This is a genomic window from Proteiniborus sp. MB09-C3 (genome assembly GCF_030263895.1).
Taxonomy (GTDB): domain Bacteria; phylum Bacillota; class Clostridia; order Tissierellales; family Proteiniboraceae; genus Proteiniborus.
On the sequence record NZ_CP127161.1, the window covers coordinates 1,546,963 to 1,561,569 of the forward strand.

At 33.6% G+C, this 14,607-nt stretch carries 12 protein-coding genes; 11 read left to right on the top strand and 1 reads right to left on the bottom strand.

Annotated elements, in window-relative coordinates; genetic code table 11:
* Positions 1-2 precede the first annotated feature (2 nt).
* From QO263_RS07435 to QO263_RS07480, 10 genes are all read left to right on the top strand, one after another.
* Complete coding sequence (locus QO263_RS07435) at positions 3-269, top strand: HPr family phosphocarrier protein (RefSeq protein ID WP_285628299.1); 267 nt, start codon at positions 3-5, stop codon at positions 267-269.
* Positions 270-375: 106 nt separating this feature from the next.
* Positions 376-1,509, top strand: coding sequence for an HD-GYP domain-containing protein (locus tag QO263_RS07440; protein ID WP_285628302.1), 1,134 nt, complete (start codon positions 376-378; stop codon positions 1,507-1,509).
* A gap of 201 nt (positions 1,510-1,710) precedes the next feature.
* Positions 1,711-5,199 (top strand): DNA polymerase III subunit alpha, encoded by a 3,489-nt coding sequence (locus QO263_RS07445; RefSeq protein WP_285628304.1) that lies wholly within the window; start codon positions 1,711-1,713, stop codon positions 5,197-5,199.
* A gap of 123 nt (positions 5,200-5,322) precedes the next feature.
* Positions 5,323-5,520 carry a hypothetical protein gene (locus QO263_RS07450; protein ID WP_285628307.1) on the top strand — a complete coding sequence of 66 codons (198 nt, stop codon included), beginning with the start codon at positions 5,323-5,325 and terminating at the stop codon, positions 5,518-5,520.
* A gap of 102 nt (positions 5,521-5,622) precedes the next feature.
* Positions 5,623-6,582, top strand: coding sequence for a 6-phosphofructokinase (gene pfkA, locus QO263_RS07455; protein ID WP_285628310.1), 960 nt, complete (start codon positions 5,623-5,625; stop codon positions 6,580-6,582).
* A gap of 13 nt (positions 6,583-6,595) precedes the next feature.
* On the top strand, positions 6,596-8,353 hold the full coding sequence (gene pyk, locus QO263_RS07460) for a pyruvate kinase (protein ID WP_285628313.1): 1,758 nt from the start codon (positions 6,596-6,598) through the stop codon (positions 8,351-8,353).
* Positions 8,354-8,451: 98 nt separating this feature from the next.
* The gene (locus tag QO263_RS07465; protein WP_285628316.1) at positions 8,452-8,886 is read left to right on the top strand and encodes an acyl-CoA thioesterase; all 435 of its coding nucleotides are present in this window, start codon (positions 8,452-8,454) and stop codon (positions 8,884-8,886) included.
* Positions 8,876-9,271, top strand: coding sequence for an FxsA family protein (locus tag QO263_RS07470; RefSeq protein ID WP_352169557.1), 396 nt, complete (start codon positions 8,876-8,878; stop codon positions 9,269-9,271). The genes QO263_RS07465 and QO263_RS07470 overlap by 11 nt, the downstream gene beginning before the upstream one ends.
* A gap of 11 nt (positions 9,272-9,282) precedes the next feature.
* On the top strand, positions 9,283-10,293 hold the full coding sequence (locus QO263_RS07475; protein WP_285628321.1) for an aldo/keto reductase: 1,011 nt from the start codon (positions 9,283-9,285) through the stop codon (positions 10,291-10,293).
* A gap of 352 nt (positions 10,294-10,645) precedes the next feature.
* Entirely contained in the window at positions 10,646-11,854 is a 1,209-nt protein-coding gene (locus QO263_RS07480) for a M20 metallopeptidase family protein (protein WP_285628324.1), read from the top strand.
* A 175-nt stretch (positions 11,855-12,029) separates the two neighbouring features.
* On the opposite strand, the gene QO263_RS07485 is transcribed toward QO263_RS07480, so the two are convergent.
* Positions 12,030-12,584 (bottom strand): TetR/AcrR family transcriptional regulator, encoded by a 555-nt coding sequence (locus QO263_RS07485; protein WP_285628327.1) that lies wholly within the window; start codon positions 12,582-12,584, stop codon positions 12,030-12,032.
* 486 nt (positions 12,585-13,070) lie between these two features.
* Here QO263_RS07485 and QO263_RS07490 point away from each other — a divergent pair, with 486 nt between their 5' ends.
* A complete protein-coding gene (locus QO263_RS07490) occupies positions 13,071-14,600 on the top strand; it encodes an AbgT family transporter (RefSeq protein WP_285628331.1) in 1,530 nt (509 codons plus the stop codon).
* Positions 14,601-14,607: the final 7 nt, after the last annotated feature.

Consider the following 14,607-nt stretch of genomic DNA (forward strand, 5'->3'; position numbering starts at 1 on the left):
ATATGATTACAAAAATTGCAGTTATAAAAAACAGTATTGGACTTCATGCAAGACCTGCGGCGTTGTTTGTAAGGACTTGCAGTAAATACAGAAGCGAAATTTTCGTAGAAAAGGATGGCAAAAAGGTCAATGCAAAGAGCATTATGGGCATAATGGCATTAGGCGTAAGTCCTGATGAAAAAATAAAGATAATGATAGATGGAATCGATGAGGAAGCAGCAATGAAGGATATTTTGGATTTAATTGAAAATGGACTAGAACAGCTTTAGAATATTATTTGCTGCATATATGATGAAAAAAGTATTGCTCTTTTATAGGTCAAAATTCCTAATTTAATGAATGTTAATGGAAAAAGTCGATTTATTGTAGGAACTAGTGTATAATGTAAAAATATACGAGAATATAAGTTTTCTTACAGAGGAGACAACCATGATATTGATGCCATTAAATATGATTAAAGAAGGAATGATAAATGCAAAGCCTATATATTTAAGTGAAGATTCTATATTGCTTGATGAAGGTGATGTAATTAGAGATAGGTATTTAGAAAGGATTACAGAGCTGGGAATAAGGAGCATATATGTTAAAGATGATTCAAGCTATAAAAAATCAATTCATGATATTATAAGGGAAGAACTAAGAAATAGCTCTTCTTTGAGTATGGAAAAAATTATGGGTAATATCTGCTATGTTGATGAAGAAGAAGTTGAGATGACAAGAGATATTATTACTAATATTATCGAATATTTATTAACAAATGACGATATTTTAGTGAATCTTTCTGAAATGAAGGCTATGGATGATTATGCCTATGAACATAGTGTAAACGTATCTATATTGTCTCTAATAATAGCTATAAAATTAGGCTATGACAAAGAAAAGCTTGTAGACCTAGGAGTAGGAGCAATGCTGCACGACATAGGTAAAACTAAAGTCGACCTAGGTATACTTAACAAACCTTCTAGTCTTACTATGAGTGAGTACGATCAAATAAAGAAACACACCCTAATTGGATATGAAATGTTGAATGATATTAAAAATATTAGCTATGATTCTAAAATAATTGCATTATCGCATCATGAAAGGTACGATGGCAGTGGATATCCTTATAATGCTAAGGGAGAAGGCATTCATGAGCTTGCTAGAGTAGTGGCAGTTGCTGATGTATATGATGCTCTCACTAATGATAGGGTATATAGATCTAGGATAAGTACAGATGAAGCTGTAGATTACATTGCTTCTGTATCAGGAAGTCAGTTTGATAGTAATATTGCTGATAATTTTATAGAAAATATAGCTAGATATCCAGTAGGCAAGGGCATAATACTCAATACAGGCTTTAAGGGATATGTTGTTTTTAACAAGAAAAATCATGTATCTAGGCCCATAGTAAGAATATTATACAACAACATGGGAGAAAGGGTAAAAATTCCTTACATTATAGATTTATCTGAAACAGAGGATTCAATTAAAGTAGTGGGGACTACAGATGATATAGAATTGTTTTAAGACATATAAAATTGTAACATAATATTTGTTTTGATATAATGAAGATAGTGAAGTTCACTATCTTTTTTTATACAGATTTATTATGGATATAAAGAGATATTGAGAGAACATTTACATGATATGACCATGATTTTTAGTGAACGGAAATTTTAAAAACTGTGAGTCTATATTTCTTTTATGCCCAAAAGGAGAAGTGAAAGTATGAGTAATAATGTTAAAAACAAATTTGTACATCTTCATGTTCATACCCAATACAGTCTCCTAGATGGTGCTTCTAGGACAAATAAGCTTATAGACAAGGCTGCAGAGCTTGGAATGAACAGTATAGCCATAACTGATCATGGAGTAATGTATGGAATAGTAGACTTTTATAAAACTGCTGTTAAAAAGGGAATAAAGCCTATATTGGGCTGTGAAGTATATATATCAAAGGGTAAATATACTGAAAAGGATCCAAATAGGGATAAAAGTCAATACCACCTTGTTCTTCTTGCAGAAAACATGGAAGGATATTTGAATTTAACTAAAATAGTATCAGAGGGCTTTATTAATGGATTCTATTATAAGCCAAGAGTAGATTATGAGGTACTTAGAAAATATAATAAGGGTATAATTGCTTTAAGCTCCTGTCTTGCAGGGGAAGTACAGCAATATCTCAATGATGGAAATTATGAAAAGGCAAAGCAAACTGCCTTAATATATAATGATATTTTTGGACAGAACAACTTTTTTTTAGAGCTGCAGGATCATGGAATTAGAGAGCAAAAATTAATAAATCAGCAGCTTTTAAGGCTTAGCAGGGAAATAGAGATACCTCTAGTGGCTACAAATGATGTGCACTACATAAACAAAGAGGATTCAAAATTTCATGATGTTCTCTTATGCATACAGACAGGAAAGACATTAGATGACGAAGATAGAATGAAGTTTCCATCCTCTGAATTTTATTTGAAGTCCTATGAGGAAATGAATACACTATTTGGCAGCTTTGATGATGCTATATCAAATACTGTAAAGATAGCAGAAAGGTGCAATGTAGAGTTGGATTTTAATACTCTCCATCTACCGGAATTTAGTGCACCTGAGGGACTGACAAATCAAGAATATTTAAGAAAGCTTTGCTACGAAGGATTAAAGGTAAGATATAAAAATATAGATCAAGAGCTAGTAGATAGGCTTGAATACGAAATAAAGACTATTGAGAATATGGGATATGTGGATTATTTTCTTATTGTATGGGATTTTATTAAGTATGCAAAAGATAATGGGATAATGGTAGGGCCAGGCCGTGGCTCTGCAGCAGGAAGTCTAGTATCCTATACATTAGGAATCATAGATATTGACCCAATAAAACATGGTTTGATATTTGAAAGGTTTTTAAACCCAGAGAGAGTGTCTATGCCAGATATAGATATAGATTTTTGCTATGAAAGAAGAGAAGAAGTAATAGAATATGTTATATCTAAGTATGGTGTTGATAGAGTAGCACAGATCGCAACATTTGGTACTATGGCAGCAAGAGGAGCCATAAGAGATGTGGGTCGAGCAATAAATATGTCCTATGGTGAAGTTGATTTTATTGCAAAGCAAATACCAATGGCTATCGGCATGACCATAGATAAGGCAATGGAAATAAATAAAAAGCTATATGAATCATATGAAGATGATGATTCTGTAAAGGAACTTATAGATCTGGCAAGAGCTGTTGAAGGCTTGCCTAGACATACATCAACCCATGCAGCTGGAGTGGTTATTTCAAAGCTGCCTATAACTGAGTATGTTCCTTTAGCAAGAAACAATGAGAGTATTATTACACAGTTTACAATGACCGAGCTTGAAGAATTAGGCTTATTAAAAATGGACTTTTTAGGACTTAGGACACTTACTGTTATAAGAGATGCTGTAAAGCTCATTGAGGACAATCATGGAATTAAAATAGATTTTTCAGATTCAGATTATGATGATTCCAAGATATATAATATGTTTGCCAAGGGAGAAACCCTTGGAGTTTTCCAGTTTGAAAGCTCTGGAATGAGACAGTTTTTAAAGGAGCTTAAGCCTACTGGCTTTGAGAATATTGTGGCTGCCAATTCTCTATACAGACCTGGCCCTATGAATCAGATACCTAGATATATAGAAAACAAAAATAATCCAGAGGCAGTTTCATATTTGCATCCTAAGCTAGAGCCTATACTTGATGTTACCTACGGCTGTATGGTATATCAGGAGCAGGTAATGCAGATTGTGAGGGATATAGGTGGATTTTCTATGGGACGTTCTGACTTAGTAAGAAGAGCCATGGGAAAGAAAAAAATGGATGTGATGGAGCAGGAGAGGCAGCACTTTATATATGGAAAGACTAATGAAAAAGGTGAAATAGAAATACCAGGCGCTATTAGAAATGGAGTAGATGAAGAGACTGCCAACAAGATATATGATGAAATGATAGATTTTGCCAACTATGCCTTTAATAAATCTCACTCTGCCGCCTATGCAGTTGTAGCATATGAGACAGCTTGGCTTAAATATTATTATCCTGTCGAATTTATGGCTGCATTGATAACGAGCATAATGGGAAATACAAATTCTGTTTCGCTTTATATTCAGGAATGTAAAAGACTCGGGATAAAAATACTTCCTCCTGATATTAATGAAAGCTACTCAAAATTTACAGTGAAGGACGGAGCAATTAGATTTGGGCTAGCAGCCATTAAAAATGTTGGCTCTGCTGCAATAGATTCTATAGTAAAAACAAGAAAAAATAGTGGGAAATTTCTTGGCTTTGTTGATTTCTGCCAAAGAGTAGACCTAAATGTCATAAACAAAAGAATGCTTGAGAGTATGATTAAATGTGGAACCTTTGACTCTCTGGGGGCAAATAGGGCTCAGCTTTTAGCCATATATGAGAGAATAATAGAGGGTATAAACCAAGACAGAAAAAGGAATGTGGAAGGGCAATTTTCGTTATTTGAAGTAATAAGTCCTGAAAGCAATCCTGATTTAAGTCTGGATATATTGCCAAATATAAAAGAATTTCCAGAAAGAACTCTTTTATCAATGGAAAAGGAAATGATAGGAGTATATATCAGCGGCCACCCTCTTTCGTCCTTTGCTGAAGAGCTTAAAAAACTTTCAAAGGTTACAACAGTTGATATAAATGAAGCAGTGGAAAATATAGGAGTAAGCACAACTTCTATTAGTGATGGAAATAAAGTTATTATGGGAGGAATAATAGTAAAAAAACAGAATAAGATTACTAAAAATAATAATATGATGGCTTTTGCAACCTTAGAGGATTTATATGGTATAGTGGAGCTTATTATTTTTCCTGCAACCCTTGAAAAATATAATAAGTTTATATATGAAGACAGTATAGTAATGGTTGATGGAAGATTAAGCATAAATGAAGAGGAAGATCCAAAAATAATAGTAGAGACTATTAAACCCCTTGTAAAAGCTAGAAAAGAAAAAATTTATATAAAAATGCCTAGTTCAAAGCCTTTAGATTTTATTGAGGAGATAAAAAAGGTATTATCACAATATAGTGGTACAGTACCTGTGTATGTATATCTTGAAAAAAACAAGAGTACTATGATGGCTGATAGAGATTTATGGGTGGATGCTGAAAATCAGGAGCTATTAAATAAACTTGAAAGCATGTTGGGAGAAGACTGCATAAAAGTTTGTTAGTGGATTTTATAATAAAACGAGTAGTGGAAACCTTAAAATTTATGGTATAATATGCTTATAGTATCCATTCATAATAATATACAACAATTAAACTATAGAAATAGAAGCTTTGGAGGTCAAAAAATGTGGACTGCAATATACATGGTAGAAGGTGCTGAAGCAGCTAAGAAATTACAGGAAAAATTAAAAGCCGAAGGTTTTCTAGTTAAGGTAAAACCTTTTTCAAAAGAAGGAGATAATATAGTTTACAAAATATTGGTTCCAGAGTTTGAGGCAGATGATGCTCAAACTGTTTTAATAGATTTAGGTTTAGGGTACTAGACGTATATTTTAACGGTTTTAATTTTTAATTCGATTTTTATTAATTTTTAGCTAGGCTGGGACATTTAATGACCATGTTGGTTTGAAAGGAGGATATTTAGTGTGGAAACAATAGGGGTTTTAACAAGCGGAGGAGATGCACCTGGAATGAATGCTGCTATAAGAGCTGTTATTAGAACGGGCATTTATAACAACATAAGAGTTATGGGAATTAAACAGGGATATAATGGTTTAATTGATGGTAATATATATGAAATGAATCTTTCTTCAGTTGCAGATATCATTCACAGAGGAGGAACTATGCTAAGGACGGCAAGATGTGAAGAGTTTACAACTGAAGCTGGAAGAGAAAAGGCTATGACTGTATTAAAGGTGTTTAAAATTGACGGATTAATAGTCATAGGAGGGGATGGTTCCCTAAGAGGGGCTAGTGAGCTCAGCAAACTAGGATTCCCCACTATAGGCATACCAGGAACTATAGATAATGACTTGGGGTATACAGATTTTACTATAGGCTTTGACACAGCCATAAACACAGTAATAGATGCAATAGGCAAAATAAGAGACACCTCAACTTCACATGGCAGAGCTAATATTATTGAAGTTATGGGCAGACATTCTGGAGACATTGCATTAAATGCTGGGCTAGCCGGAGGTGCTGAAAGTATAATAGTCCCTGAGGAAGGCTTTCATATAGAAGATGTATGCAAGAGACTTATTCAAGGAAAAAACAGAGGAAAGCTGCATAGTATAATTCTACTCGCAGAGGGTGTAGGCAATGCATATGAGCTAGGGAATGAAATTCAAAAATATACTGGTATAGAAACTAGAGTTACTATATTAGGACATCTCCAAAGAGGAGGAAGTCCAACAGCCTTTGATAGAATAATAGCAAGTAAAATGGGAGCAAAGGCAGTTCAGCTTCTTATTAATGGTAAATCCTCTAGGGCTTTAGGAATTAAGGGAAATCAAATATTTGATATTGATATAGATGAAGCTCTTTCAGTTAAAAGAGCATTTGATACAGATACTTATGAACTGACAAAAATTCTGTCCATTTAGGGGTGAAAGAAACATGAAAAAAACAAAAATTGTATGTACAATAGGACCTGCTTCTGAAAACGAACAAGTATTTGAAAAATTGGTTTTAAGTGGTCTAAATGTAGCTAGATTAAACTTTTCTCATGGAACACATGAAGAGCATCAAAGAAGAATTGATGCTATAAAAAAGGTAAGAGAAAAGCTAGATATACCTGTGGCAATTATGCTAGATACTAAAGGACCTGAAATAAGAACAGGAGATTTTGAAAATGGTGTAGTGGACCTTGTTGAAGGTCAAGAATTTACTATAACTACTCGAGACATTATTGGTAATAGTGATATTTGCAGCATCACATATAAAGGGCTGCCTCAGGACGTTAGCACTGGAGACAGTATATTAATAGATGATGGACTCATTGAGCTAAAAATATTAGAGGTAACTAATGATACTGATATAAAGTGCATAGTCATAAATCCAGGACCAGTAAAAAATCATAAAGGGGTAAATGTACCGGGAATAAAAATCAATCTACCTGCAATAACACAAAAAGATATAGATGATATATTGTTTGGTATAGAAAATGAAATTGATTTTATTGCAGCTTCTTTTATCAGAAAGGCATCGGATGTCATAGAAATAAGAAAAATACTGGAAAATCACAAGGCTAACGATATTCAAATAATATCTAAAATAGAGAATCAAGAAGGCGTAGATAATATAGAAGAAATCATTCAGATTTCAGATGGAATAATGGTGGCAAGAGGGGATTTAGGCGTAGAAATACCTACTGAAGAAATTCCACTTGTTCAAAAGACTATTATTAAAAAATGTAATGAGGTAGGAAAGCCTGTTATTACAGCTACTCAGATGCTGGATTCCATGATGAGAAATCCAAGACCTACAAGAGCGGAGGTCACTGATGTTGCAAATGCAATTTTTGATGGTACAGATGCTATAATGCTTTCTGGGGAAACGGCAGCAGGAAAGTATCCTATAGAAGCAGTTAAAACCATGGCTAATATAGCACTTAGAACAGAGCACTCACTTGATTATAAAGAAATGTTGAGAAATAAATCAATTGGAAAGGATATAACAGTTACTAATGCAATCAGTCATGCTACCGGTTCAACTGCAGAAGACTTAGGTGCTGCTGCTATTGTAACGGCTACCTCGTCAGGATATACTGCAAGGGCAGTTTCAAAATTTAGACCAAGTGCCCCCATTGTTGCAGTAACTCCTAAAAAAGATGTGATGAGAAAGCTTATGCTTGTATGGGGAGTCTATGCAATATTATCTAAAGGAGCGGACTCTACAGACGAAGTCATAGACTATTCAGTAAATAGTGCCATAGAAAAGGGTTATATCAAACAAGGAGATTTAATAGTCATAACTGCTGGAATACCTGTAGGCGTGGCTGGAAGCACTAACTTAATAAAAGTTCATATTGTAGGAGAGATATTAGTGAAAGGGATAGGAATAGGTAATAGTTCTGCAACGGGTCAGGTATGTATAGCAAATAATCTTAAAGACTTAGAAAATAAATTTGCAGATGGAAATATAATTGTTTCAATTGATACAGACAGAGATATGGTGGCCTATATGGAAAGAGCTTCTGCCATAATTACAGAGCATGGAGGGCTTACATCTCATGCTGCAATAGTAGGATTAAATATTGGAAAGCCAGTAATTGTAGGCGCTAATGATGCAACGAAAATACTTAAAGATGGGGAAACCATTACAGTAGATAGTATAAGAGGATTAGTTTATAGAGGAGAAACAACAGTACTATAGTTTTCACACAAGGCAGTATAACTTACTGCCTTTTATTTTTTTGCATAAATTGATATAATTAACCTGAAGGATGAAAATGTGTTTTGGAGGAATAATACATGATAAATGAAACTATTATTAGAACAAGATATGCAGAGACTGATCAGATGGGAATAGTATATCACGCAAATTACTTTGTTTGGTTTGAAATAGGAAGGACAGAATTTTTTAGACAGCTTAATATGAATTATAAAGAGTTAGAGGAGGAAAATATCCTCCTCCCAGTAATAGATGTAGGCTGCAAGTATATACAATCTGCAAAATACGACGATGAAGTAGCTATTAAAACTAGGCTCACTAAATTGAAAGGGGTTAAGCTTGTATTTAGCTATGAGATAATAAGAAAAAACGATAATGTACTCTTAGCGGAGGGGTATACAAAGCATGCTTTTGTCACAAAGGAGCTTAAACCCGTGAACTTTAAAAAGAAAATGCCGCATGTATGGGAAGCGTTAGATCAAAGCATTGAAGGTGGAGATGATAGTGTTATTTAAAATTTTTCTTCTGCTTACTATAGTTCCGATAGTTGAAATATTTATACTCTTTAAAATAGCAGAGGCTACTACTGTATGGACAACTATAGTTCTAGTTATTACAACGGGCTTTGTAGGCGCATATCTTGCTAAAAGAGAGGGGCTAGCTATTTTTACAAGTATAAAAATAGAATTAAGAGAAGGCAGGGTTCCAGGAAACCAGCTATTAAATGGTCTATGTGTACTAATTGGCGGAATTCTTCTAATAACCCCTGGATTATTAACGGATATAACGGGCTTTACACTAGTTTTGCCAGCAACAAGACAGTTTTATATAAGATTTATTAGAAAATGGTTATCAGATATGATTCACATGGGGAGCATAAATATTTTTTTTAGGAGATAAGGGGGAGAAGCATGGAAAAAAGGTTTTTAGGGAAAACAGGCCTAGAGATATCAGTAATTGGCTTTGGAGGTATCCCAATACAGAGAGTGGACAAGGAAGCTGCTGTAGATTTAATAGAGGAATTAAATAAACAAGGAATTAACTTTATTGATACAGCTAGAGGTTATACAATAAGTGAGGAATTAATAGGCTGTGGTCTAGAGAAGGCTGGAAGACATAATTTTATTCTAGCTACAAAATCTATGGTTAGAGATTATCAGGGAATGAAAAATGATATTGAAATAAGCCTTAAAAATTTAAGAACTGAATATATAGATCTCTATCAATTACATAATGTAAGAACGGAAGATGAATATAATAAGGTTATAGGTGAAGATGGTGCATTAAGAGCGCTTAAAGAGGCAAAGGATAAAGGAAAAATAAAGCACATTGGCATAACTAGTCATGATTTAAACATACTTGAAAAAGGAATAGAATCTGGATGCTTTGAGACTATTCAATTTCCTTATAATCCAGTAGAGAGACAAGCAGAGGAATTATTTAAAAGGGCTAATAGTTTGGGACTTGGTGTTATAGTAATGAAGCCTTTAGCTGGCGGAGCAATTACTAATGCAGAGCTTTCCTTAAGATTTATATTAGAAAATCCACATGTTGGGGTAGCGATACCGGGCATGGATAGTATAGAGCAAATAAGGAAAAATGCTAGAGTTGGGAATGAATATAGAAAGCTTAATGATAGAGAAAGAGAAACAATTTTAGCAGAAGCTAAAGAGCTTGGAACAGAATTCTGTAGAAGATGCGGATACTGTGCACCATGTCCACAGGGAATTGATATACCTAATCAGTTTCTAATGGAGGGCTACTATACAAGATACAGTCTTAAGGATTGGGCAAAGGAAAGGTATGCGGGCTTTAATAATAAGGCAAGTGACTGCATAGAATGTGGCCAATGCGAAACTAGATGTCCTTATGATTTACCTATAAGGAAGATGCTGAAGAAGGTTGCAAATATTTTAGGATAATTATGTATAAAATAGAATAAAAGGGTTAACAATAAATACTATGACTGAAATAATATGGGGTATACTGGTTCTAGTTTTGGCACACCAAAGGGTGTGCCCTTTTTTTGCCTAACCCGTAGGACCAATCCTGTTGTAGGTTTATGATAGGAGTGTCCGCTAGGACCAAATTTATGGGACTATAGGGAACAAATACATCCGTGTTGCGAGACTGGGAACATGAGTATAATGACTGAGAAAATATTATGATCAATACTAAAATATGACAATAAAGCTAGTTTCATTAAAGAATCAATATGCTATAATAATATTGTATAAGGCTATATTTAAAACCAACGTAATGGGAGTGTACACATTGTTTTCAGAGATTTTAAATATTAAAAGATTAATTGAGGAAGAAATTAAAAATATTGAGCAGGACATTATATTATGGAGAAGACATATTCATCAAAACCCTGAATTGTCTTTTCATGAATATGAAACAAAAGAATATATTAAAAGCATATTAGAAACCTTTGAAGGGATTGAAATAGTCAGTTCTACAGATACCAGTGTTATCGGAATATTACAAGGCAAAGAAAAGGGTGAGACAATAGCATTTAAGGCTGATATAGATGCACTTCCCATTCAAGAGGATTCAAATATAAGCTTTAAGTCAAAAAATGATGGAGTCATGCATGCTTGCGGACACGATGCTCATGCGGCTATGCTATTGGGAGCAGCAAAGGTTTTGAGTAAATTTAAGGACAAAATGAAAGGTAATATAAAATTTATATTTCAACATGCAGAGGAAACTATTCCAAGCGGAGCTACTGAAATAATAGAAAAAGGCTTTATTGATGATGTAGATATGATACTCTGTCTCCATGTCACACCTTTCTTAGCTTCTGGAGTACTTGGAACAAAGTCTGGTCCTATAACTTCTGCATTAGACAAGTTTTCTGTAACAATAAAAGGTATAGGAGGTCATGCCTCCACACCAAACGAAACCATAGATCCAATAATAATGGGAGCTGAAATAGTTACTTCATTGCAGACTATAGTCTCAAGAACTGTATCTCCCTATATCCCTCAGGTAGTTTCTATAACTTATTTTAATACATTTAATACCTCGCACAGCATTATTCCTGACAGGGTTGTATTTGGCGGCAGTATAAGAAGTATAGATGAAACAACACGAATGCTTGTGAAAAATAGCATACATAATATAATAGATGGAATTACTAAAGCCTATGGTGGAGAATACGAGCTTGATATAGAACTAGGACATTCACCAACTATGAATGATAGCATGGTGGCTTTATTATCTGAAAAATTGATTAAAGAGAATTTTGAGGCAGGTACATTCAAAAAGTTAGATACTCCTTATTTAGTTGGAGATAGTTTTTCGTACTATGCAAAGGTTAAGCCAGCATGCTTTGTATCTCTTGGGATACGAAATGAAGACATAGGCTCTATATACTATTGTCACAATGCAAAGTTCATGCTTGACGAATCTGCACTTTTGAATGGAGTAAGATTTTTAGCATTATTTGGTGCAAAACAGACAATAGGTCTAATATGAATAACTTAAAATAAAAAAACATAAGTCTGGTAATCAGCATGGTCACTGAAAAAGTCTGTTTTTTGTTTGTCATTCTGAGATTCAGTCGAAGAATCTTATGTTCTCAATGCATGAGAGGCACTCAGGATGGCAAAAAGAACTTTTTCAGTAGCCTCATAGCCAGCTTATTTTTTTATTACCTCTTTATACAGCCATAGAGGAGTATTTCGTAAAAGCTTTCAAACAATGGTATTTTTGATTCATTCATATCTAGCATATTTTCATTGTACGTAGTTTTCAAAAAAGATTGTGAAATAAAAGCTATGGTTATGGGATTAATATTAGGTTCAAATATGCCCAGTTCTATACCTTTAGAATATATGTTGATTAGCTTTTCAGTTTTATATTTCATAAGCTTTTGTAATTCTGAATATTTTTCTGGATAGTACAATTCTATTTCTTTTATGTTATTTTCATAAAAATCATAGGGCCTTGGAATAAATAAAAAGCAAACTATTTTAAGCTGTTCTACTATGCTGCTGCTTTCCTTTAATTCATGATTAAGAGAGTCATAATTTTTCTTTATATAATGGTCTAGGACTTCGTTTATCAATTCATCCTTACTCTCAAAGTATTCGTATATGGTTTTCTTACTTATCTTGAGACTTGATGCAAGTGTAGACATAGTAAGCTTTTTTAGTCCATATGTATTGGAGAGCCTATATACTTCATTTATTATATCTTCCTTCAAAGTAATGACCTCACTTCTAATAGCAAAATTTTTTTATTTGCTTTCTTAATATTCTTAAAGAATCTTATAATATTATACCATAGTTTATATTACATAAGAATAAGAGCTCTGGCATAAAAACATATAAACTTCCACAAAATTCCCTTTGAAAAACTATTTATTTATTTTTGGTTTCGTGATATAATTTTTCTAAAGATATTATTTAGAATATAAGCAATGAAAACGTTATCCATATTATTTTTGCTAATTGTTTAAAAAACATGTAACTAGCTTAAAACTGTTTTAAATAGCATATGATATTGATATATGTGCAATTTTTCACTGAGGATAATGACACCTATTGGAAACTATAAAGCTAAAAACGGTTTCCAAAATGACTGTTTTGATACTATATAAGTTGTTCATACTCAATAAAAAGAAAATAATTGTGACTTTGCAATTATTAATAAAAAACTCATTATCAATAAAAGAAAAGGGGGAAGTAAAATGCCTAGGAAAAATGAACAAGAGAAAGGATTGCTGAATTCATTAGAAAGAATTGGGAATAAGCTGCCACATCCAATCTATATTTTCATGATAATGGCTTTAATTGTGGTAATAGTTTCAGCTATGGCGGCAGGAACCAAAGTAGTTCACCCGGGAACTGGAAATGAAGAGGTAGTTAAGAGCTTAGCTACAAGAGAAGGCCTGATATGGATATTGGACAATGTAGTGAAGAATTTTACTAAATTCCCTCCATTAGGTATGGTTTTAGTAATGATGATAGGATTAGGTTTAGCAGAAGAAGCTGGTCTACTAAGAACAATGCTGAGAAAGGTAATAGTAGGAGCGCCTAAGACATTAGTGACTTTCATAGTTGTATTTTCTGGCATTATGGGAAATATTGCAGGAAGTGCTACCTTTGTAGTTATTCCACCACTTGGAGGACTTATATTTAAAACATTGAAAAGACATCCTATAGCAGGTATAGCTGCTGGATTTTCAGGAGTTGCTGCAGGATTAAGTGCAAATCTTTTAATAACTCCAACTGACATATTACTTTCAGGAATTACAGAAAAGGCATCACAAATTATAAATCCGGAATATTTAGTTCATCCGGCTGTAAACTGGTTCTTTATGATTGCCTCAACAGTAGTACTTTCTTTGGTAGGTGTATTTGTAACTGAAAAGATTGTAGAACCAAGGCTTGGAAAATACGAGCCTGAGTATGCTAGTGATGCAGATAATGGAGACGAAGAAGGATTAATGGTAATCACAGAAGAAGAAAGAAAAGGTTTAAAGTATGCAGGAATAGTAACTATATTATATTTTATATTAATAGCTTTAATGGTTGTACCTAAAAATGGCTTACTAAGGGATCCTGTTCTTGGAACTGTAGTTCCATCTCCATTCATTTCATCAATGATACCTATTTTACTCGTATGGTTTGTGCTTGCAGCATTAGCATATGGAATTGGTGCTAAAACAATAAAAAATTCTAACGATGTCGTAAAGTATATGACTGATTCAATGAAATCTTTTGCAGGATTTATAGTATTATGCTTCTTTGCTGCACAATTTGTTGAATTCTTTGCTTATAGTAATCTAGGATTGTTGTTGGCGGTAAAAGGTGCAGAGTTCCTCAATACAAGCGGCTTTGTAGGTATTCCTTTAGTTATTGCATTTATTATTTTTGTTTCGCTAATCAATTTCCTAATAGGAAGCTCTTCAGCTAAATGGGCATTGCTTGCACCAATATTTGTTCCTATGTTCATGCAGGTTGAGCTTTCACCAGCCTATACACAGGCAGCATATCGTATAGCTGACTCAGTAACAAACTGTATATCACCACTTGAACCATTTTTACCATTTATAATAATTTGTGCTCAACGTTTTGATAAAAGATCTGGCCTAGGTACTGTAATTTCTACAATGATTCCATATGCATTAGTTTATCTTGTAGCTTGGACATTGCTATTAATAGTATGGTCATTGCTGAATTTACCATTAGGACCAGGAACTTTTATGAGCTTATAGTAAATTA